Here is a 21385-nt window from a genome sequence, read left to right as displayed (position 1 = left end):
TTTTGCTGCCGCTTGTCTATCTCTTAACAATTACCGCTGTTCCCATTCCACCACCGATGCATAGAGTAGCTAATCCATAGGTAGAATTCCTCTTATCCATTTCATGTAGTAAGGTTACTAATATTCTAGCTCCGCTGGCCCCTACAGGATGTCCAAGGGCTATTGCGCCACCGTTTACATTAACCTTTTCTACATCCCACTCCAATTCCTTGCCAACAGATAGGGCTTGGGCTGCAAAGGCTTCATTAGCTTCTATCAAGTCCATATCCTTAATTTTTAAACCTAGTTTTTTCAGGGCCTTCTGGCTGGCTGGAACAGGTCCAATCCCCATAATGGATGGTTCAACCCCAGCATTTCCATAGGAAGCAATAGTAGCAAGGGGCTTAATACCTAATTCCTCTGCCTTTTCCTTAGACATAATAACCAGTGCTGCTGCACCATCATTAATTCCTGAGGCATTTCCTGCTGTAACTGTTCCTTCCTTTTTAAAGGCAGGTCTTAGCTTTGCTAATTTTTCAGCAGTAACTCCAGCCTTGGGATATTCATCTGTATCAACTACTACTGGATCTCCCTTTCTTTGAGGTATAACCACTGGAACTATTTCATCCTTGAATTTTCCCTCAAGCATAGCCTTTTCAGCCCGATTTTGACTTAGGGTTGCATAAGCATCCTGATCTTCTTTGCTAATACCATACTTTTCTGCCAGATTCTCGGCGGTTATCCCCATATGATATTGATTAAAGGCGTCGGTTAGAGCATCATTAATCATAGTATCAACCAATTGATCATGACCCATTTTAATTCCCCAACGAGATTTTTGTAATAGATAGGGAGCTTGGCTCATATTTTCAGTTCCACCAACCACTACAACATCATTATCACCTGCAATGATTGTTTGTGCTGCCAAGGATACAGTTCTCAAGCCTGAACCACAAAGCATATTAATTGTTGTTGCTGGTACCTCTACAGGTATTCCCGCCTTTACTGATGCCTGCCTAGCTACTCCTTGGCCCAAACCTGCCTGTAGAATACAACCCATATAAACCTCATCAACTTGATTTCCTTCAACTCCTGCTCTAACCAAGGCTTCTTTTATTGCTATAGCTCCTAAGTCAACTGCGGAAACACTTGATAAAGACCCTCCAAAGCTTCCTATCGGTGTTCTAACAGCACTTGCGATAACGATTTCCTTCATTAAATATTCCTCCTCATTATTTTTATTTAGATCTTATTTGTTAAAATTTAATGCAAGAAATATACCAAGTTGTAAAGCTAATGGTGAATTAGAAATGTTGAATGTTGAATGAATGAAAAAATTAGCTCGGCAAAATTTTAACTATTTCATTTGTAATTTAGAGTTGATTATAAAGCATTTAAATTATGCAAAAGGATTTTTTAGAAGAATTCTATTAAAGCTTGAACATTCAACATTCAACATTCAACATTTAACATTTAACATTTTAGTTTAAACATACCCCTTTTCTCCCCTGATGGAAACCTCTCCCGATATAATCATGTCTTCCCTACCATCCTCATACTGCACTTTAAGAAGTCCTTCATTGGTAATTTCAATAGCCTTGGCTTTCACCTCCATATCCTTTTGGAGTATAATTATAGACTTACCTAAAACAGCTGATTCTTTACGGCAGATTTCTATGGTTTTTTCTAAGGTTCCATCCTGGACAAAATCATCATATAAGGGCTCAAATAGGTTAATTATTGCGCAAACTACATCCCTTCTATTAATGTCTTTTCCAAGCTGCACCTTCAACGAAGTGGCTTTGTCTTTTATTTCATCAGGTAGATCTGTATTATTAACATTTACGCCAATACCAACCACAAGATAATGAACCTCATTTAACTCCGCTGACATTTCCGTCAGTATTCCACAAACCTTTTTCCCCTCTATAACAATATCGTTGGGCCACTTTATTTTTGCTTCTAATCCAGTAACTTTTCTAATGGCTTGACAAACTGCAGCAGCTGCTATTTGAGTTAGTTTCGAGCCCTCCAATGGTGATATTTTTGGTTTCAGAATAATGGACATAAAAATCCCCTCACCCCGTGGGGATGACCATTGTCTTCCCATTCTCCCCCTTCCACCCACTTGTTCTTCACTAATAATCACTGTACCCGTTTGTTGACCCTCTGCTATTGATTTTGCATAACTATTGGTAGAATCAACAGTGTCGAAATGTATAATACCTGTGGCAATTTTATGAGTATTTATGCCAGATTGTATTTCTGCAGGCAAGAGCTTTTCATTGTTATTAATCAGTTTATATCCCTTTTTATTAAGGGTTTCAATTCTATAGCCTTCTTTTTTTAATCCATTTATATGCTTCCAAACAGCTGCCCTTGATACTCCACATTCCTCTGCCAAGGCTTCTCCTGAAATGTATTGATGCATATTATTCATTAAGATGTTTAGTATTTTCTCCTTCAAAAGAGCACCTCCTGCTACAGATATGATTTCTAACTATATTTTATAGTATTTTATAGCTAAATAAAACTATTTATTAAATATTCAGTGCTTTACACAGCTCCAAAGGTGTATCGTACAACAAAAAGACTTTCCATTATTAGGAAAGTCTTTTTGGGAAATAGTAATTAGTTAAATAAGGATAGCAGTACTCCAGCAGCAACGGCTGAACCTATAACTCCAGCAACGTTTGGTCCCATTGCATGCATTAGTAGGAAGTTGCTTGGGTTTTCTTTTTGTCCTACCACCTGAGAAACCCTAGCAGCCATCGGTACAGCAGAAACCCCTGCCGAACCAATCAGCGGATTAATGGCATCTCCACCCATAAGCTTGTTCATCAGCTTTGCCAATAAAACTCCTGCTGCAGTACCTACTCCAAAGGCCACAATCCCCAAAAGAATTATTTGCAGGGTATCCAGTTTTAGGAAATGCTCTGCTTGAGCAGATGCCCCTACACTGATTCCCAATAAAATTGTAACAATATTAATTAGTTCATTTTGAGCTGTTTTAGATAAACGATCTGTTACTAATGATTCCTTCAACAAGTTACCAAACATCAATAAACCAACAAGGGCTGTTGCTGAGGGTAGTAGTAATGAAACAAGTAATGTTACTAGTATTGGAAAGATCACCCTTTCAACCTTAGTTACAGGTCTTAATTGCTTCATTTTAATCATACGTTCCTTTTTGGTGGTTAAGGCCTTCATAATGGGAGGCTGAATTATTGGCACAAGGGCCATATAAGAATAAGCCGCCACTGCAATTGGTCCCAATAGATGGGGTGCCAGCCTTGAGGTTAAGAATATTGCCGTTGGTCCATCGGCTCCCCCTATAATCCCAATTGAGGAAGCCTCTTGGGCATTGAAGCCCATGAGGATTGCTCCTATAAAAGTAAAGAATATACCAAATTGTGCTGCTGCACCAAGGAATAAGCTCTTTGGATTTGCAATTAGGGGGCCGAAATCTGTCATAGCCCCAACTCCAAGGAAAATCAAAGGAGGAAATATTCCTAGCTTATTACCCATATAAAAGTAACCGATTAGACCCCCAGGAGTTTTTGTATAAATTTGTGCAGGAATTCCCTCCAGCATTATATCAATAGAAGGTCCTGCCATCATTCTTGCTGTTTCTCCTGCTGTCTCAGGTGTAAGGGCCTTTAAAACTGTTTCTCCTATTTCCATTATTCCAGCCAGTGGTAGGTTTGTCAGCAACATACCAAAGGCAATTGGTACCAATAGTAGTGGCTCAAATTTCTTTCCTATGGCAAGGTATAGCAAAACACATGATATGAAAAGCATAACAGCATGCTGCCATGTCATATTGGCGAAGCCTGTTGATTGCCAAAATTCTATTAATACATCAACCATTTGTGCATCTCCTTTCAAAAATTATTTATGATGAAATTATTTTAACGAAATTAAAATATCTCCACCATTTACTGATGCACCTTCGGAAACATGGATAGAAGCAACAACTCCATCTGCTGGAGCCATTATTTCATTTTCCATCTTCATAGCCTCTAATATCAGAAGAACTTGGCCTTCCTTAACGGACTCACCCTCTTTAACTAATACCTTCCATATGTTACCAGGCATTGGAGACTCAATGGTTGTTGCACCGGCTGGCGCCGTAGCTGGGGCAGCAGCAGGTTTAGCAGCAACTGGCTTTGCTGGTTGAGGGGTAGGTTTTGCCACTGGTGCCGGTGCTGGAGTTGAGGGTCTAGTTGCCACCGGCTGAATTACGCCATCCTTTACTTCTTCTACCTCTACCTCGTAGCTAACGCCATTAACTGTTATATTAAACTTTCTCATTATTCATTTCCTCCTTAATATCACATTATGTTATTGAAGTTCATTGCTAAGTGGTTACATGTTCAGCTGTTGCATTCTACCAAGCTTCCCCCAAGCAGGAGTAGAATCCGGTAGACGAACAATATTCTTCACGATAATATTATGGGTTGAAGTCTCAAGACTAGCTGCTATTGCCGCTGTTATAACAGCCACCAGCTCAGTATCGTCTATGGTTTCTTCTACAACCGCTTCTACAACCTCTTCTATAGCTGGCTCTTTAACCAGCTTCTCAGCAGGAGTTTTCTCTTTCTCTTTAGCCTTTACAGGTCTTACCAATACAAGATTCATAGCTACTACAAAGAAATAGAGTAGTATTAAAGCAATAAATACGATAAACATTCCTAATAAAGTAACCTGAAGGCTTGCAAAAAGCTTTTCACCAAGGGTCATAGATTCTATATGATTGTTTAACTGCTCTAATAAATTCATTAATTAATCACCTCTTTAATTGCCTACACAGGCAGGTTTCCATGCTTTTTAGGCGGTCTGGTTTCCCTCTTGCTTTGTAGCATGTTTAAAGCATCTACCAACCTTGGCCTTGTTACACTGGGCTCTATTACATCGTCAACAAATCCCCTTTCAGCTGCCTTATAGGGAGTTGCAAACTCAGACTTATATTCTTCTATTTTCTCTGTCCTAGTTCCTTGAGGATCTTCAGATTTGCCGATTTCGTTTTTGAATATAATATTGGCTGCTCCTTCTGGTCCCATAACAGCTATTTCTGCTGATGGCCATGCCAATACCACATCGGCTCCTAGCTCCTTATTACACATTCCTATGTAGGCTCCACCGTAGGCCTTTCTTACGATTAGAGTAATTTTAGGAACAGTAGCTTCACTATAGGCATAAAGCATTTTAGCACCATGTCTGATAATTCCGCCGTATTCTTGGCTGGTTCCAGGCAGGAATCCGGGCACATCCACTAGGTTCAGTACTGGAATATTAAAGCAGTCACAGGTTCTTATGAATCTACCTGCCTTATCTGATGCGTTAATATCTAGGCATCCAGCCAGTACCTTTGGTTGATTTGCAATAATTCCAACCGAACCTCCATTGATCCTTACAAAGCCGGTAATCATATTCTGAGCATAGTAGGGCTGTACCTCAAAGAAATCACCATTATCCGCTAAAAGCTCTATTACCTTTTTCATATCATAAGGCTTATTGGGATTTTCAGGTACAATTTCATCTAGCTCTGGAATGATTTTATTGATATCATCTTCCACATCAAAAACCGGAGGAGTTTCCATATTATTAGATGGCAGGAAGCTTAGTAATTGTCTTATTTCCGCTATGCAAGCTTCATCATTCTGTGATATAAAGTGGGCTACTCCACTGGTTTTGTTATGGGTCATGGCTCCACCTAGGGCTTCTGCACTAACCTCTTCTCCAGTTACAGTTTTTATAACCTGAGGACCTGTTATAAACATTTGGCTAGTCTTATCCACCATGAAGATAAAATCTGTTAAAGCTGGTGAATACACAGCACCACCTGCACAAGGTCCCATGATGGCAGAAATCTGTGGAATCACACCAGATGAAATGGTATTTCTATAGAAAATATGTCCATAGCCTGATAGAGCATCTACACCCTCTTGGATTCTAGCTCCACCTGAATCATTTAAGGCAACAACTGGGGCTCCCATTTTTAGAGCCATGTCCTGTACCTTGCAAATTTTCTTGGCATGCATTTCTCCTAAAGATCCACCTACAACTGTAAAATCTTGAGCATAAACATAAACCAATCTTCCATCTACTTGGCCGTATCCAGTAACAACCCCTTCACCTGGAGCATCTACCTTTTCCATACCAAAGTTCACACATCTATGCTTGATAAAGGCATCCATTTCAACAAAGGTTCCTTCGTCAAATAGCAGATTAACCCTTTCTCTAGCAGTTAACTTTCCCTTTTCATGTTGGGAAGCAATTCTTTTTTCACCGCCACCCATTTGAATCGTAGCTTTTCGCTGTCGAAGCTCTTCTAGCTTGTTCATTCTTAACCCTCCTAATGAATAAAATCCTTAATCTTCCCTCTCACTTAACTCAACAAGTATTCCATTGGTGCTCTTGGGATGACAGAAGGCGATTCTTGCTCCACCTGCTCCATAGCGGGGCTTTTCATCGATCATTCTAACACCCTTTTCCTTCATCTCTTCTATTGCCTCTTCAATGTTGTCCACTCTGAAGGCTAAATGCTGTATACCTTCACCCTTTTTCTCGATGAATTTGGCAATTGGCCCCTCTTCATCTGTAGATTCAAGAAGTTCCACCTCTGTATCTCCTATAGGTAGAAAGGCCACTCTAACCTTTTGCTCCTCTACAACCTCAGTACCTGCACATTCTAAGCCTAGAATATCTTGGTAGAGCTTTAAAGCTTCATCTAGGTTTTTCACTGCAATTCCAATGTGATCCAGCTTTTTTACATTCATTTAATCTATCCTCCTAGTATCTAACATTTTACGTATCAATTGATTACTGGCGGTATAGGGGTCCAGTCGTCTATGGACCACCTCCTCCACCAAATTACGAACTTCATTTTTGTTACCCTCATTGAGTAATTCATCCATTAAGCTACGATGAGTTAGTTCCAGAATCTCCATCTCACTATTGTTTCTTCTTTTCTCCAGGAGCTTTCCCGATTCCTCAAGATAGCTATAATGTTCATAAAGCTTTTCTATTACTTCGTCGATGCCATCATTATTTAACGCAACAGCCTTCAACACCGGAGGTCTCCAATCTCTGTGGTTGAAATCCAGCATCATTTCTATTTCAACCTTCGTACGATCAGCACCCTCACGGTCAGCTTTGTTAATCACAAAAACATCACCGATTTCCATAATTCCAGCCTTTATGGCTTGTATATCATCCCCTAAGCCAGGAACCATCACCATAAGAACTGAATCTGAGGCCTTTACAATATCAATTTCCGACTGACCTACACCTACCGTCTCGATAAATATATAATCGAAGCCATATATATCTAAAACCTTCACTGCTCCTAGGGTGGCCTTTGATAATCCTCCTAGATGTCCCCTTGTTCCCATACTTCTAATGAAAACCCCGGTATCGGTATATAAATCCGACATCCTGACCCGATCCCCTAAAATGGAGCCTCCGGTAAAAGGACTGGTTGGATCTACAGCAATAATAGCCACAGTTTTGTTCTGCCTCCGTAGAGCCTTTGTGAGCTTATCGGTGAGGGTGCTTTTGCCTGCCCCTGGTGGTCCTGTAATGCCTATTACCCTAGCCTTGCCGGTATGCTGGTATAGCTTAGACAGGATTTCAATAGCCTCTTGGTTATTATTTTCCACCATTGATATTAACCTGGCAGCCGCCCGCTTATCCTTTTTCAACAGCCCTTCAGCTAAATCCATTGTCCCACCACCTGTTATATAAGTAGTTATTATAATTCTCTTCTTAAATTATTCTTGATAAAATCAATGGTAACCTGAGTAGGTGTACCCGGAGTAAAGATTTCTGCAAGACCCTTTTCCTTTAAGAAAGGAATATCTTCATCTGGAATTACTCCACCACCTAGTACAAGGATATCCTCATATACATTTTCAGCCTTTAAGAGCTCCACCACCTTGGGTAATAGGTGATTATGGGCACCTGATAGAATACTGAGAGCCACAACATGTACATCCTCCTGGATAGCTGCCTGCACGATTTGCTCTGGGGTTTGACGCAAACCAGTATAGATAACCTCCATTCCAGCATCCCTTAAAGCTCTTGCTATTACCTTAGCACCACGGTCATGTCCATCAAGACCCGGCTTTGCTACTAAAACACGAATTGGTCTAGCCATAATTTATCCTCCCTCGATTTTTCTATCTATTATAAAATTACACTTTGCTGATATTCACCGAAGACTTCCCTTAACACTCCGCAAATTTCTCCTAAGGTTGCATAGGATCTAACTGCATCTAAGATTAAAGGCATAAGGTTTTCTTCCCCTTGGGCAGCTTTCTTCAAGTTATCCAGCTTAACTTCTACTGCCTTATTGTCTCTTTCAGCCTTTAGCCTTTGAATCTTTTCCTTTTGTAGTTCACCAACTGCTGGATCTACCCTTAATAGACCCTTTGGTGATTCTTCTTTAATTTGGAATTTATTCATTCCCACAACTATACGTTCATTACTCTCTACTTGTTTTTGATATTCATAGGAGCTATCCATGATTTCCTTTTGTATAAAGCCCTTCTCAATAGCTGCTGCAGCTCCACCTAAGGCATCAATTTTCTGAATATAGTCCATAGCAGCATCCTCAATTGAGGTGGTTAGGCTTTCTACATAGTAGGAACCAGCCAATGGATCTACAGTTTCTGCTACGCCACTTTCGTATGCAACGATTTGCTGAGTTCGTAAAGCCACCCTTACTGAATCCTCCGTTGGCAATGCCAAGGCCTCATCCTTTGAATTGGTGTGTAGGGATTGAGTTCCACCTAAAACCGCAGCCAAGGTCTGGATGGCCACCCTTACAATATTGTTGTCAGGCTGCTGAGCTGTTAAGGTTGAGCCTCCTGTTTGTGTATGGAATTTTAATTGCATAGACTTTGGACTCTTTGCATTAAATCTTTCCTTCATAATCTTTGCCCATAGTCTTCTAGCTGCTCTAAATTTAGCAACCTCTTCTAATAAATCATTATGAGCATTAAAGAAGAAGGACAACCTCGGTGCAAAGGTATCAACATCTAGGCCAGCTTTAATTGCTGCTTCCACATAAGCGATTCCGTTGGCTAGTGTAAAAGCAACCTCTTGAACTGCCGAAGATCCAGCTTCACGAATGTGATAGCCTGAAATACTGATTGTATTCCAGTTTGGAACGTCCTTTGAACAATATTCAAATATATCTGTTATCAACCTCATGGAGGGTGCAGTTGGGAAAATATAGGTTCCCCTTGCTATGTATTCCTTCAAGATATCATTTTGAATGGTTCCCCTTAGCTGGTCAGAGCTCACTCCTTGCTTTTCAGCAACGGCTATATACATAGCTAATAATACCGAAGCAGGCGCATTGATGGTCATTGAGGTACTAACCTTATCTAGAGGTATCCCGTCAAATAAGATTTCCATATCCTTAAGGGAGTCTATTGCTACTCCAACCTTACCCACTTCACCCTCTGAAAGGGAATGATCTGAATCATAACCAATTTGAGTAGGTAAATCAAAGGCGACAGACAATCCCGTTTGTCCTTGCTCAAGAAGATACTTATAACGCTTATTGGATTCCTCAGCAGTTGCAAAACCTGCATATTGTCGCATTGTCCAGAATCTTCCCCTATACATGGTAGGTTGAACACCTCTGGTAAATGGATATTCCCCTGGGAAGCCTAAGTCCTTTTCATAATCTAAATCAGCAATATCATCGGGGGTATACAAGCGTTCTACCTCTTGATTAGAGCCTGTAACAAATTGCTTCTTTCTTTCAGGAAACTTTTCAAGGCTCTTGGCAACTTTTTTCTGATATTCTGCCTTAGTTTCCTTAATGCCCTCTAGCTTTTCCTTGTCAAACATTCAACATCCTCCTCTTAATTTCATTTTCAAGTTCTTAAAACAATCCTTCAATTTTTATAAATGGTTAATATTTACTTTAGTCTCTTTTCCACCTATTATGCCTATTGATTTCTTCATTATTCTATTAAAGGAGATCACAATGTCATCGTTATTGCAACTTTTATTTCACAACTTGCATTCGTTGAAATTTATATTGCATCCCCCCTTGTATTCTACAGCTTTTTATTGAATTCTGCAACCTTTATTATTGAATTAATGGCTTTAAAATCCTATGAAATGGTTATAAAAACTCCCCTCACTTTTTATTACTTTATTTTTTCATACTACCGGTATTTAAATACCTTGTGTGCCAAGATAACGCTTCGTGAATTATTTGAGGCTGATGCCTATAGAAGCCCTTTTCTGCCCTTTCAAGATAATCATATAGCAAATCTCTGTATTGGGGATGGGCACAATTCCTGATAATTTTTCTGGCCCTTTCCCTTGGGGAAGTACCCCTTAAATCTGCTAAGCCTTGTTCCGTTACGATTACGGAAACATCATGCTCGGTATGATCCACATGGGCTACCTTCGGAACAATCGAGGAGATATTACCACCCTTGGCAGTAGAATGAGTGGTAAAGATAGAGAAATATCCATTTCTAGTAAAATCCCCGGAGCCCCCTATTCCATTCATCATTCTACTTCCGGCTATCATGGTGGAATTTACATGTCCGTATATATCCGCCTCAATTGCTGTATTCATGGCTATTACCCCTAGGCGCCTTATCACCTCTGGATGATTACTTATTTCCATTGGTCTTAAAATACAATGCTTTCTATAAAAATCCATCCGATCATATAGCCTTTTAAAGCCTTCTATGGAGGGGGTTAAGGCTGTTCCAGATGCCATTAGCACCTTTCCTTCATCAATTAGATCGAACATAGAATCCTGAATAACCTCTGTATAGCAGGTTAGATTATAAAATTTCGAATCTACTAACCCTCCCAAAACTGCATTGGCAATTGATCCCACCCCCGATTGCAGAGGTAGCAGCTCCTTTGGTAATCTACCTTGCTTCACTTCAAAATTAAAGAAATCAATAATGTATTCAGAAATTCTTTTAGAAGCTTCATCAATTCCCCCAAGGGGTCTTACATTATCAGGTATATCGGTATAGATGATAGCTTTAATTTTGCTTATATCACAGGGAATAGATGTAGTGCCAATTCGATCCTTTGGATGAAGTATGGGTATGGGCCTTCGATTTGGCGGTTTCTCCGTTATGTAAATATCATGGATCCCTTCTAATTCCTTTGGTTGAGCGGTATTGATTTCTATTATAATTCCCTCAGCATTATTTATGGCTTGGGGGGTAAGACCCACAGATGTGGTAGGAATGATTCCACCCTCCTCTGTGATGGCTAAGGCCTCCACAATAGCCATATCAATTTTGCCAAAGAACCCATAATCCAGCATTTGTGGCACATGGCTTAGGTGTAAATCTTGAAAACCGATTAAACCATCGTTAATTCTATTTCTTAAACTATCATTGGTTTGGTAAGGATATCTTTTATCGATTACATTACTTCTGGAGAGGGCTCCATCTAGCTCGTCTCCAACAGAAGCTCCAGTTATCAGATTTATTTTTATCTCTTCCCCTTCCTCCGCCCTTTTGGCCAAAGCCAATGGAACAGCCTTTGGATATCCCGAAGGTGTAAACCCGCTGGTGGCCACCGTCATTCCATTCTTAATTAAAGAAGCAGCATCTGCAGCTGTCATGATTTTTCTCTTTAAATATTCTAGCCTGATTTTCCTATTCATTTTATCCTCCATCAACTGTTATTTATACCTCTGTACTTTATCTTTTGGGCAATAAAAAAGATATACCTATTTTTTTGTGCAAATAGACATATCTAACTTTATTTTTATCTGTTGTTGGAAGTAAAGGGGATTTACCTCTACAGATAAGCCAGTTAAATTGGGTTTGTTTTATCAATCATCAACATCAATATTATCTAGTATTTGCTTATACTTAATGTGGCATTTTTTAAAGGCTGATATTAAAGCCTTTTTAGCAGGGCCATAATACCGACTTTTAAATTCATTCTCTATTTCTTCGAAGTTCAGGATGTTTTTACCCACCAGAAGCTTGTGGACATGGAGTTTGGCAACAGTTGTTACCAAGGAGCAGTCGGCATCTAAAATAATACCTGTATTCTTGTCAACGATGATTCCCAAAGCGATTACCTTGTAGAGCTCCTCAGCAGTTGTTCCTGTAGGTAGCTTTGCATACCCACTTATGAATATTTCATAGGGCTCCATTCCACCACCCATTTCCTTTAGTTTATAAAATTAGCTACTTAAACGACAAATTTACCTATAATACTATTTTATTTCTTTATGAGGAAAATTTCAAGATGATTCATAGGATTTCTTAATAATTCCCTATTTATTTTTGGGGGTTGCTTAAAAACCTCTCCCATCATGATGAAAGATTGCTGTCGGGTATTGTAACTCGTTACCTCAATAATAAAGGCCAGTCTGCCCAAGCAGACTAGCCCTTAACTTTTTTATTCTTCTTTTTCTTGATCTTTTGTAGGATTCTTTTCAACTTCTGTAGCCTCTTTATTCTCAGAGTCTTCAACAGAAGCCTTAAGATTTTTTTCTTCTTCTACAAGGGCTTTATACCTCTTTTCAATATCCTCAAGGGTATCTTCCTCAAGTATCTGTAGCTTACCATTAAAGATCTTATCAAATTGATCTGCATCTAAGGTTTCAATCTTCAATAACGCCCTTGCAATTGTATGAAGCTTATTTATATTCTCTTTGAGTAAATCCTCTGTACGCTCATAAGCCTTATTTACAATTTCTCTAATTTCTCTATCGATCTCGGCAGCCACTTCTTCAGAGTAATTTCTTCTAGAAGTGAAGTCTTTTCCTAAAAATACTTCCTCTTCTCCTCCTAAAGCCATAGGACCAAGCTTCTCACTCATACCATATTGAGTAACCATAGCCCTTGCTATTTGAGAAACTCTTTGTAGGTCGTTGGAGGCCCCTGTACTGATATCATCCAGTACAAGCTTTTCTGCAACCCTACCTCCTAGAAGGTGAATGATATGAGATACCATTTCAGATTTTGTAGCATAATACTTATCTTCTTTAGGGAGAATCATGGTGAATCCACCAGCTCTACCCCGAGGAATAATTGTCACCTGATGAACAGGGTCAACATTTTCTAATAGGGTAGCAACAACGGCATGACCAGCCTCATGGAAGGCCGTAAGCTTTCTTTCCTTTTCACTAATGACCTTACTCTTCTTTTCAACACCAGCTATTACCTTCGTTATAGCCTCTTCTATAGTTGCCATTTTGATTTTCTTTTCATTTTTACGTGCTGTTAATAAGGCTGCTTCATTCATTAAATTCTCAATATCCGCAGGGGTAAAACCTGGGGTTCTTCTGGCCAACACCTTTAGGTCTACATCTTGAGCAAGGGGCTTGCCCTTTGCATGAACATGTAGTATGGCCTCTCTACCTCTAATATCCGGAACTCCAACCGAAACCTGTCGATCAAAACGACCGGGTCTTAATAGGGCTGGGTCTAGGATATCTGGTCTATTGGTGGCTGCAACAATGATGATTCCTTCGTTTATACCGAAACCATCCATTTCAACCAACAATTGATTAAGGGTTTGCTCCCTTTCATCATGGCCCCCACCTAAGCCTGCACCTCTTTTTCTACCTACAGCATCAATTTCATCTATGAATATAATACAGGGTGCGTTCTTCTTTGCCTGTTCGAATAAATCCCTTACCCTTGATGCACCAACACCAACGAACATTTCAACAAAGTCTGAACCACTGATGCTAAAGAAGGGAACTCCTGCTTCACCAGCAACTGCCTTTGTTAAATAGGTTTTACCTGTTCCTGGAGGGCCCACCATCAGAATTCCCTTCGGAATTCTAGCACCCAATTCGATATACTTTCTTGGATTTCTAAGGAAGTCAACCAACTCTGCCAATTCTTCCTTTTCTTCATCTAAGCCTGCAACATCATCAAAGGTTACACGCTTCCTTTCATCATCCTTATGGAGCTTTGCTCTGCTCTTACCAAAGGACATTACTCGGTTGCCTCCACCCTGAGATTGCTGCATAAAGACAAACCAAAATACTACAAAAATTAAAACCATGAAAATAGATGGTAATAGCTCAATAAACCATGGGGTACCTGGTTGCGGTTCTCCCGAAACCAACAATCCCTTTTCCTTTATAGCTGTATTTAAAACATCTGTAAACCTTTCTTCACTATATACTGTCGGAAGGTATGATTTGAAATTCACTTCATTTCTTCCTTCAATCATGGTTCCTTCCAGTGAACGGTCAACACTGTGGATGGTTTTTACATTTCCATCTACTATCTCTTTATATAGTCTTGAGAATTCTATATCTACAGTTTGTTGTGGTTGGCTGCCAAATCTCTGTACAATTATCAACAATACAATAAAGATTAAAATATAGAAACTGGCTCCCCGGAAAAATTTCCTCAATAAAAGTCCTCCTCTCTTAAATGCTAGATAGTTCTACTGCATTTTAATATTTTACCACACTATCCATTTAAAAACAACTTTCTAAGTAAGATATAACAAGCAGTTTATTTTGGGGTATATTCCATTAATAAAACCCTTTTTGTTTCATTGGTTATTTTATATTTTTCACTGATTCTATAGCCAACCACCCAAATGATTTCATCATCGTCACAAACCAGTGGAATCTGCTGACGCATCTCTCGAGGGACCTTGTAATCAATAAAAAAGTCCTTTAGCTTTTTAGTGCCCTTTAGTCCCAAAGGCCAAAATCGATCTCCCTCTCGGCGGTTTCTAACCTTCAAGCTGCCCTTTACCTTATCGTAGTCGATGGCCTTAGTATGAGCCTGTTTTGGTATTTCCATTAACGCATTTCTGTTAATAACCCTACAAATCAACCTAGAATCCAGCTCATCTATTTCAGTTGTAGCATTATGATTTAAGCTGTAGGTAAAGGCAGTATTCTCCTCTATAGCATCCGTTGTTAATAGTAATAAATCATAACTTCTTATGGCTGTAATTCCCATGGGAAGCTGTAGCTGCTTTCCCGTTACTTCCTTAAAGGCAAAATCTATAAGAATTTGTATATGTTTATACTCAATGGCTTCCCTTCTCCCCACCAAAGCCTCCACAGCCAGTCTAAAAATTCTACTTTGCAAAGCAGGGTGGGCTTTCTCTAGGCCATCTATGGGAATCTTTAATCGTGTTTTGCTATCATAAACCGTAAGCTGATTATACAATTGATGGGCTTGATAATCTATATAATCGCTATCTAGCTTTAAAATTTCTGCTGTCTTAGCTAGAGTTTCCAAGATATTATTATTATACTCCTGTAATAAAGGAATAAGCTGAAGACGAATTTTATTTCTATGATATATGGTTTCGAAGTTGGTATGATCCATTCTAGGTTTGAGATTATGAAACCCACAATAGCCTTCAATATCCTCTCTACTGGTGTCAAGTAAAGGTCTAATAATCCTTCCCCGTTTATGATGAATGGCTGTTAAACCCTGAATTCCCGTTCCCCTCAATAATCTCATTAACAAGGTTTCGGCCTGATCATTCAAATTATGGGCAACGGCTATTTTATTTGCTCCAGTTTTTTCTGCCACCTCATCAAAGAAGCTATACCTCATAATTCTTCCCGCTTCCTCTAGTGTATACCCTTTTTCCTTAGCAATCACTGGCACATCCACACTTTTTACGAAGGACATAATACCCATCTCTTCGCAAAGATTATGGACATATTGTGCATCCTTCTGGGCCTCTATCCCTCTAAAATTGTGGTTTAGATGGGCCCCATAGAGCTTGATATTATAAAAATCCTTAATGGTGTCTAATAGATGCAGTAAACACACAGAATCAGGTCCACCTGAGACTGCTACAACAATTCTATCTCCAGCTTCTATTAATTGATATCTATCAATTGTTTTCTTAATTTTATCCATGTTAAGCATATGTAGCGCCTCACCCTTTTATTATTGCTTTCTTTAATAAAGTATACCACACAAATGTCAAAGATTTCATGGATATTATTATAAAGAATATGATCGATAATTATAAGGGAAATTATTGTTCTCTATTGAATGAGCTCTATAATTTTTGAAGATAAAATTAAGATCCAGGTAATTATAAAAAATGCTGTGCTGGCCTTAAATAATTTGTTAATAATTCTACTCTTTTTTTCCTCTATCTTCTTAGTCCTTCTTTTTTCTTCAATGGGATAGACTTTTTTTATTTCCTTTATATAATCTTTTATGTCTGTATCCTTACAAAACAATGCATTTTTTATGACTACAATTAGCTCTGGTGATATATCTAACCCTTCAAGCTCTAATATAAGATCTTCTATCCGATCCTTAAGAGGATTCAGCTTCCTATTCAACAAAAGCCTTATAATCAGCATCGTTAAGGTAAATCCATCGTAGCTTGGTTCACCCCTACGTTCACCGCATCTCCAGGCAGCACGATCATAGGCTGGCGTATATTCTTTGATGGCTGAATTCTTTTTAACAGCCCCTCCCAGATCTATCAGCTTTAGCCTCTTATTTCTACTGTCCAGCATAATATTTTCCAGCTTCAAGTCTCCAACTATATAACCCAATTGATGAATTTTTCCTATTTCTTCTAATAATAAGAGGGATAGAGATAATATCGTTAATAAATCCAACTTACTCTTCTCAATATATCCTTTAATATTCACCCCTGGAATGTATTCTAGTAGAAGGAAATGCCAAAGCTGCTGATCAATTAACAAGTCATCAATATCGTGGGCCTTTACAATAAAGTCCATAGATGAAAAGCTCTTCAGCAATTGGTATTCTCGATTTAGAGAAATATTATCCTTGCTAATTTTCATGGCATAGTATTCTTTACTGTCAATGTCCATAGCCATGTATACCCTAGAAGTACCCCCTTTACCCAACAACTTTATAATTTTATATCTTTTCCCCTTCCACTTACTCTCCACCACTGTATTAGACATTAAAATAGGACCTTCCATTAAAACCCCTCCTAAAAAAGATGGTGGGTTTTTACCCCACCGAAGATTCCTCCAATTGAAGGCTACTATTATTCTGATATATGAATCCTTCCATGTGATTGATGGCGAATTCAATGGCTGCAGCCGTTGGAGTTCCTCCCCTTGTCTTTAGCTGATACAGCCTTCTTTTCATATCCTCCTTAGATTCATTGAAATCTAATAGGATTTTGCAGTCATCTACCCTTTCACCAGGATAGGCCAGAATAGATATATCCACCTTCCCCTTCCTATTTTTAAGGGAATCCAACACATCTATAATGCTATGTCTTGCCGACTGAATTTTACTGGCCATACTACCGCTATAGTCCATAAGAATACAGCAGCATAGAGGGATTTCCTCAGAATAATCATCAATATAATTCAACAGCTTACTTCTAGAGCTGGGGGGCATCTCATTTAAATCCTGAGCCATCAGCTCCTTTAGCTGCTGATTGACTGCCTCCTGAATTGTGGTAGATACAGTTTTATAGCTTAAGCTATGGATGGTTTGATATAAGTTATCGATATATGTATATTCATGATTGCCTCCACCGGCTTCTGCAATACTGATAATCTCATCAAAGGGCTTCTCCTTTTGGGCCTTTTGATCAATTATTCCAATAATATTAACCCTGATTCCCCTTTGGCGAGCTTTTTGGGCTGCAATGGCTGGATTGCCGCCTACATTTGAGCAGCCATCTGTAACAATTATGATTTCTTTAATCATGGCTATGTTCTTTTCCATAATTTTCACCTCACTGGTTTTTTAGTAATTATTGCCACCAGGGTGGCTTTTATACCCAAGGTCATTATTATTAAATATGCAGACAAGCCCGTTTAAATGCCAAAATTTTATTAATAGGGACAGTCCATTGATGAAATAATTCAAAAAAAATACAAAATTAGATAAATATCTAATTTTTAAATTGTATTATATAACTATCTAATGTATTATGGAATAGACACTATTATTTATTAAAGGAGCTGGATACCATGAACTTAAAATTGCTAAAAACAAAAACTTTTCTTTACTTATGGCAGGAAAGATTGTTTCCCTTACCGGTAGCGAGATTCAACAGTTTGCTCTATCTCTATATGTATTGGCCACAACTGGTTCTGCAACCGTTTTTGCTTCAGTATTGGCTATTACCATTTTTCCTAGGCTTATATTATCACCCTTTGCAGGTGTGTTTGGAGATTGGTTTGATCGAAAAAGAAGTATTGTGATTCTGGATTTTATAAATGGAATGATCATCGGTGTCTTTGGGATCCTCTTTATTCTAAAGGATGGCCTAACCCTTCCTATGATTTACTTTTTGGTAATTGCTCTAGAAATTACTGAAATCTTCTTTAACTCCGCCATGTCTCCAGTGGTTCCATGTATTGTTGATAAGGAGGAGCTTTTCGATGCCAATAGCATCTCTACAATGGTGGCCAGCTGTTCAAGGGTTCTTTCACCAATCCTAGCCGCCCTTCTGTATGGAAGCTTAGGCATAAAGGTAATCCTAATTGTTAACGCATTAAGCTTTATGATTTCTGCCATAAGCGAAATGTTTATAGATATCCCTAAAAACCATAAAAAACCCCAAATCATCAGTTTAACCGCCTTCAAATCAGACCTAATGGATGGTATACATATCATTAGAAAAAACCCTTTGATTTCATCTATCATAGGTCTTGGAACAATTTTAAACTTTGTTCTTGCTCCCCTTTACAGTATCGGTATTTTATATATCATCCGAGAAGTTTTAAAGGGTACAGAGCTTCAGTATGGATTATTTTCAGCAGTGGTTTCTACCTCTATGATTGTTTCACCTATATTATGTAGCGGCATTGCTAAGAGGTTTGATTTGAAAAGGCTTATTACCACCAGCTTTACTCTATATTCATTTTTGGTAATGCTTTTGGCCATTATTCCAACCCAGGGATTTCTACGACTTTTTACAACCAACCTTGTTCCTTATCTTTCATTAATCATCCTTACCTTTATTATGGGTATGATTGTAACAGTTGCCAATATTGGTTTGTCCACATTACTTCAGACTATTGTACCCAATGAATTTATGGGAAGGGCCGGTACTGCTATGAACATGGGAATGACCATATCAATTCCTATTGGTCTAATGAGCTTTGGCATAGTTTTAGATGCTCTATCGCCGTCATTTGCCATTATGTTAGCTGGGCTCATCATTTTTTTGGGGGTAGGAATTTTCAGTATGGCTCAAAGAAGGGGAGCCTCCAAAGTAGAAGGGGAAGCTATTACTATCAATCCTTAAAATCAAATTTGCATTGTTTGTGAAAGTACTCGTGAAATATTATAATATAAGGATGAAGGTAAAGATGGCGGGAGGTGAATTAGATGGATATTCAATATCATTTTTATGAAAAGGAAAGTAAAATATACAATTTTCTATTTTTCCCTGCACTAATTCATGTTGAAAATACCAAAAATGATCCTGAATCCGATGAATTTATTGAGGATAAAAAGAAGCTATCCTACGAGATAAAAGAGCTGCTGAATCCCTTTGAAAAGGAGATACTTCCCTTTTATCCACCAAACCTTAATATCGTATTTCTACTAACTTTCTTACATCCTTTTTGGGGAAGGGCGGAAATCAACAGCTATCTTGATGAGCTGTTAGATTTAGATGAGTATCAAATATTAAAGGCCATGGTCTATTTCTTAATACTGAAAGAAACCAGAGAAATATATAATCCTAAGATTATTCAAGGGGCAGAGGAAATAGCAAAAAATCCAAAGGATCTTCTTACCTTTATAAAGGACCTTTCCTTTGATAGTGAAGTAAAGTGGAATCTATTTTGTTTTGTTGAAAATCCCCAAAAATCCCTTAAGGATTATGTAGCTTTAATGAAGGATTTAAGGCCTATTTTTGAAGCTGTATATTCAAACTATGCTGAGGCAATCTCTAATATGGGCCAGGAGTTTGTTGCTGAATTAAATGCCAAGGATGGTACTGGATTGTATCAATTGTCCAATGGAATTATTGATGATAAAGGTCTTCAACAGGATATGAAAATTAACGTTTTGTTTTCCATCGCAGAGCCCATGGGAGTGATCATCTATCCAGGAGGTGTGGAGAAGTACATAGCATGGGGTTGGCAAACTAAGGCCCTCTTTGAGAAGAAAAGGCTTGATTATGAAAACCAATTAAATCAAAGAGTCATGCTATTTAAGAATTTAGGGGATCGAACCCGTTATGAGGTTATAAAGTGTATTGCTAAGGGCATCACCTCCACCAAGGTGATTGCAGAACAATTGGAGGTGTCCTCTGCTACAATATCTTATCACCTTAACAGCCTTACTTCAGCTGGTATACTAAAGTTGCGGCCTGTTGAAGGAAAATTTACCTATACTGTAAACTATGATTTCCTTAATCAGTGTATGGAGGAATTAAAGGCTGATTTAGAATATTGACTTATAGAACAAAAGCCCCGATTTAAGGTTTTATAACCTTAGTGTCTGGGCTTTTTGTTTAGTCATAAAATTGAAGGTTTCTTTTATTTGCTTTAAAGAAGGCGATTCTGTCTTCACGGGTTTTTGTATGAAATTCAAACTTATGGCCATCAGGATCTTTAAAGTAAAGGGACCTTCCTTCTTGTGGGTATCTAAATCTTCCTATAGATACCTCTATTCCTTTTTTTATGAGCCTTTTATGAGCGTCTTCGTAATCATCCTCATCGATGGTGAAGCTTATATGGGTATAGGATTTATGTATTTCTCCTCTTGGAATATCCTCCTCAAGGTTTAAGGCTAACCAAAGTCCATTTAAATCAAAGTATGCCAGGGTTTCTCCTTCAACCAGTAGTTTTGCATTTAATATCTCTTTGTAAAATTTTATGGATTTTTTCAAGTCGGATACCGAAAAGGTAATATGATTTATTCCTTTTATTTCCATTATTGCACTCCCCCTTATCTTTAGCAAGCCGAGTCAGTATTTCTTAGTTTTTTTCTTGAATAGTAATCTTAAAGTTCAGCGAAAATCTCGTGGATATTACCATCAGGGTCGGTAAATAAAGCTGTCCGTTGATTCCAAGGCATATTTTCTGGAGGGTGTATAAAGCTTACTCCCTTCTGAATTAACTGATTATAAGTGATATCAACATCTTCTGGATCATCGCAGGGAAAAGCTAGCTCTAATATTTGACCCTTTGCATCCTGAAGAAACTCTAGACTATATCCCTCCATTATCCTTCTCATACATATAGCAAACCTTACCCCTTCATTATTAAACTCCACATAATCTCCTAGGTCTAATTTAACATCGAAGCCTAAGGTTTTATTGTAAAACTCCTTCATAGCTTCCATATTGTTTGTCCATATTGTTACCAAACTAATTTTTGACTTCATACTCTAACTCCTCTCCTATCTCTTTCTTTGAAACTTATTCTTTATATATCTCCGTTTTTCTTAGAAATACGAAGAATTTGAAT

General features: G+C 38.4%; 20 protein-coding genes. 2 read left to right on the top strand and 18 right to left on the bottom strand.

From position 1 onward, the window contains the following. Positions 1 to 16: 16 nt before the first annotated feature. The 16 genes from F8153_RS00100 to F8153_RS00025 form a co-directional block, all read right to left on the bottom strand. Positions 17 to 1195 carry an acetyl-CoA C-acetyltransferase gene (locus F8153_RS00100; protein ID WP_151864307.1) on the bottom strand — a complete coding sequence of 393 codons (1179 nt, stop codon included), beginning with the start codon at positions 1193 to 1195 and terminating at the stop codon, positions 17 to 19. A gap of 270 nt (positions 1196 to 1465) precedes the next feature. Then, the gene (locus F8153_RS00095; protein WP_151864306.1) at positions 1466 to 2446 is read right to left on the bottom strand and encodes a biotin--[acetyl-CoA-carboxylase] ligase; all 981 of its coding nucleotides are present in this window, start codon (positions 2444 to 2446) and stop codon (positions 1466 to 1468) included. Between the two features lie 164 nt (positions 2447 to 2610). Continuing rightward, positions 2611 to 3849, bottom strand: a complete 1239-nt coding sequence (locus tag F8153_RS00090) for a sodium ion-translocating decarboxylase subunit beta (RefSeq protein WP_151864305.1) — start codon at positions 3847 to 3849, stop codon at positions 2611 to 2613. Positions 3850 to 3885: 36 nt separating this feature from the next. After that, positions 3886 to 4293 carry a biotin/lipoyl-containing protein gene (locus F8153_RS00085; protein WP_151864304.1) on the bottom strand — a complete coding sequence of 136 codons (408 nt, stop codon included), beginning with the start codon at positions 4291 to 4293 and terminating at the stop codon, positions 3886 to 3888. Positions 4294 to 4347: 54 nt separating this feature from the next. Then, the gene (locus tag F8153_RS00080) at positions 4348 to 4761 is read right to left on the bottom strand and encodes an OadG family protein (protein WP_151864303.1); all 414 of its coding nucleotides are present in this window, start codon (positions 4759 to 4761) and stop codon (positions 4348 to 4350) included. Between the two features lie 23 nt (positions 4762 to 4784). After that, entirely contained in the window at positions 4785 to 6326 is a 1542-nt protein-coding gene (locus F8153_RS00075; protein WP_151864302.1) for an acyl-CoA carboxylase subunit beta, read from the bottom strand. Between the two features lie 27 nt (positions 6327 to 6353). After that, positions 6354 to 6761: a methylmalonyl-CoA epimerase gene (mce, locus tag F8153_RS00070; protein WP_151864301.1), complete on the bottom strand. Its 408-nt coding sequence runs from the start codon at positions 6759 to 6761 to the stop codon at positions 6354 to 6356. Further along, positions 6762 to 7706 carry a methylmalonyl Co-A mutase-associated GTPase MeaB gene (gene meaB, locus F8153_RS00065; RefSeq protein ID WP_151864300.1) on the bottom strand — a complete coding sequence of 315 codons (945 nt, stop codon included), beginning with the start codon at positions 7704 to 7706 and terminating at the stop codon, positions 6762 to 6764. Positions 7707 to 7735: 29 nt separating this feature from the next. Then, positions 7736 to 8140, bottom strand: coding sequence for a cobalamin B12-binding domain-containing protein (locus tag F8153_RS00060; RefSeq protein WP_151864299.1), 405 nt, complete (start codon positions 8138 to 8140; stop codon positions 7736 to 7738). Positions 8141 to 8169: 29 nt separating this feature from the next. Then, a complete protein-coding gene (locus F8153_RS00055; protein WP_151864298.1) occupies positions 8170 to 9846 on the bottom strand; it encodes an acyl-CoA mutase large subunit family protein in 1677 nt (558 codons plus the stop codon). 310 nt (positions 9847 to 10156) lie between these two features. Beyond that, on the bottom strand, positions 10157 to 11650 hold the full coding sequence (locus tag F8153_RS00050) for an acetyl-CoA hydrolase/transferase family protein (protein WP_151864297.1): 1494 nt from the start codon (positions 11648 to 11650) through the stop codon (positions 10157 to 10159). A 171-nt stretch (positions 11651 to 11821) separates the two neighbouring features. Further along, positions 11822 to 12163 carry a DUF3870 domain-containing protein gene (locus F8153_RS00045; protein ID WP_151864296.1) on the bottom strand — a complete coding sequence of 114 codons (342 nt, stop codon included), beginning with the start codon at positions 12161 to 12163 and terminating at the stop codon, positions 11822 to 11824. Between the two features lie 236 nt (positions 12164 to 12399). Then, a complete protein-coding gene (ftsH, locus tag F8153_RS00040; RefSeq protein WP_151864295.1) occupies positions 12400 to 14376 on the bottom strand; it encodes an ATP-dependent zinc metalloprotease FtsH in 1977 nt (658 codons plus the stop codon). Between the two features lie 104 nt (positions 14377 to 14480). Next, positions 14481 to 15869: a tRNA lysidine(34) synthetase TilS gene (tilS, locus tag F8153_RS00035; protein ID WP_243136845.1), complete on the bottom strand. Its 1389-nt coding sequence runs from the start codon at positions 15867 to 15869 to the stop codon at positions 14481 to 14483. 122 nt (positions 15870 to 15991) lie between these two features. Next, positions 15992 to 16915: a protein kinase domain-containing protein gene (locus F8153_RS00030; protein WP_151864294.1), complete on the bottom strand. Its 924-nt coding sequence runs from the start codon at positions 16913 to 16915 to the stop codon at positions 15992 to 15994. Between the two features lie 31 nt (positions 16916 to 16946). Further along, positions 16947 to 17678, bottom strand: a complete 732-nt coding sequence (locus F8153_RS00025) for a vWA domain-containing protein (protein WP_151864293.1) — start codon at positions 17676 to 17678, stop codon at positions 16947 to 16949. Between the two features lie 229 nt (positions 17679 to 17907). On the opposite strand from F8153_RS00025, the gene F8153_RS00020 reads away from it, so the two are divergent. Together F8153_RS00020 and F8153_RS00015 are read left to right on the top strand one after the other, a co-directional pair. Beyond that, entirely contained in the window at positions 17908 to 19209 is a 1302-nt protein-coding gene (locus tag F8153_RS00020; RefSeq protein ID WP_330577577.1) for an MFS transporter, read from the top strand. An 83-nt stretch (positions 19210 to 19292) separates the two neighbouring features. Next, positions 19293 to 20369, top strand: coding sequence for an ArsR/SmtB family transcription factor (locus F8153_RS00015; protein ID WP_151864291.1), 1077 nt, complete (start codon positions 19293 to 19295; stop codon positions 20367 to 20369). 58 nt (positions 20370 to 20427) lie between these two features. On the opposite strand, the gene fosB is transcribed toward F8153_RS00015, so the two are convergent. Both fosB and F8153_RS00005 read right to left on the bottom strand, forming a co-directional pair. Further along, the gene (gene fosB, locus F8153_RS00010; RefSeq protein WP_151864290.1) at positions 20428 to 20850 is read right to left on the bottom strand and encodes a metallothiol transferase FosB; all 423 of its coding nucleotides are present in this window, start codon (positions 20848 to 20850) and stop codon (positions 20428 to 20430) included. Positions 20851 to 20918: 68 nt separating this feature from the next. Beyond that, positions 20919 to 21302 carry a VOC family protein gene (locus F8153_RS00005; protein ID WP_151864289.1) on the bottom strand — a complete coding sequence of 128 codons (384 nt, stop codon included), beginning with the start codon at positions 21300 to 21302 and terminating at the stop codon, positions 20919 to 20921. Between the last annotated feature and the right edge of the window lie 83 nt (positions 21303 to 21385).

This window comes from Alkaliphilus serpentinus, assembly GCF_009017255.1.
Taxonomy (GTDB): domain Bacteria; phylum Bacillota; class Clostridia; order Peptostreptococcales; family Natronincolaceae; genus Alkaliphilus_D; species Alkaliphilus_D serpentinus.
The sequence above is the reverse complement of the archived record's forward strand: the minus strand, read 5'-3'. Positions and strand labels throughout refer to the sequence as shown.

What these genes read in the sequence shown, in the direction of transcription:
- F8153_RS00100 (WP_151864307.1), bottom strand. Translation starts at nt 1,195, where the DNA reads ATGAAGGAAATCGTTATCGCAAGTGCTGTTAGAACACCGATAGGAAGC.
- F8153_RS00090 (WP_151864305.1), bottom strand. Translation starts at nt 3,849, where the DNA reads ATGGTTGATGTATTAATAGAATTTTGGCAATCAACAGGCTTCGCCAAT.
- F8153_RS00085 (WP_151864304.1), bottom strand. Translation starts at nt 4,293, where the DNA reads ATGAGAAAGTTTAATATAACAGTTAATGGCGTTAGCTACGAGGTAGAG.
- F8153_RS00080 (WP_151864303.1), bottom strand. Translation starts at nt 4,761, where the DNA reads ATGAATTTATTAGAGCAGTTAAACAATCATATAGAATCTATGACCCTT.
- F8153_RS00075 (WP_151864302.1), bottom strand. Translation starts at nt 6,326, where the DNA reads ATGAACAAGCTAGAAGAGCTTCGACAGCGAAAAGCTACGATTCAAATG.
- mce (WP_151864301.1), bottom strand. Translation starts at nt 6,761, where the DNA reads ATGAATGTAAAAAAGCTGGATCACATTGGAATTGCAGTGAAAAACCTA.
- meaB (WP_151864300.1), bottom strand. Translation starts at nt 7,706, where the DNA reads ATGGATTTAGCTGAAGGGCTGTTGAAAAAGGATAAGCGGGCGGCTGCC.
- F8153_RS00060 (WP_151864299.1), bottom strand. Translation starts at nt 8,140, where the DNA reads ATGGCTAGACCAATTCGTGTTTTAGTAGCAAAGCCGGGTCTTGATGGA.
- F8153_RS00055 (WP_151864298.1), bottom strand. Translation starts at nt 9,846, where the DNA reads ATGTTTGACAAGGAAAAGCTAGAGGGCATTAAGGAAACTAAGGCAGAA.
- F8153_RS00050 (WP_151864297.1), bottom strand. Translation starts at nt 11,650, where the DNA reads ATGAATAGGAAAATCAGGCTAGAATATTTAAAGAGAAAAATCATGACA.
- F8153_RS00045 (WP_151864296.1), bottom strand. Translation starts at nt 12,163, where the DNA reads ATGGGTGGTGGAATGGAGCCCTATGAAATATTCATAAGTGGGTATGCA.
- tilS (WP_243136845.1), bottom strand. Translation starts at nt 15,869, where the DNA reads ATGCTTAACATGGATAAAATTAAGAAAACAATTGATAGATATCAATTA.
- F8153_RS00030 (WP_151864294.1), bottom strand. Translation starts at nt 16,915, where the DNA reads ATGGAAGGTCCTATTTTAATGTCTAATACAGTGGTGGAGAGTAAGTGG.
- F8153_RS00025 (WP_151864293.1), bottom strand. Translation starts at nt 17,678, where the DNA reads ATGGAAAAGAACATAGCCATGATTAAAGAAATCATAATTGTTACAGAT.
- F8153_RS00015 (WP_151864291.1), top strand. Translation starts at nt 19,293, where the DNA reads ATGGATATTCAATATCATTTTTATGAAAAGGAAAGTAAAATATACAAT.
- fosB (WP_151864290.1), bottom strand. Translation starts at nt 20,850, where the DNA reads ATGGAAATAAAAGGAATAAATCATATTACCTTTTCGGTATCCGACTTG.
- F8153_RS00005 (WP_151864289.1), bottom strand. Translation starts at nt 21,302, where the DNA reads ATGAAGTCAAAAATTAGTTTGGTAACAATATGGACAAACAATATGGAA.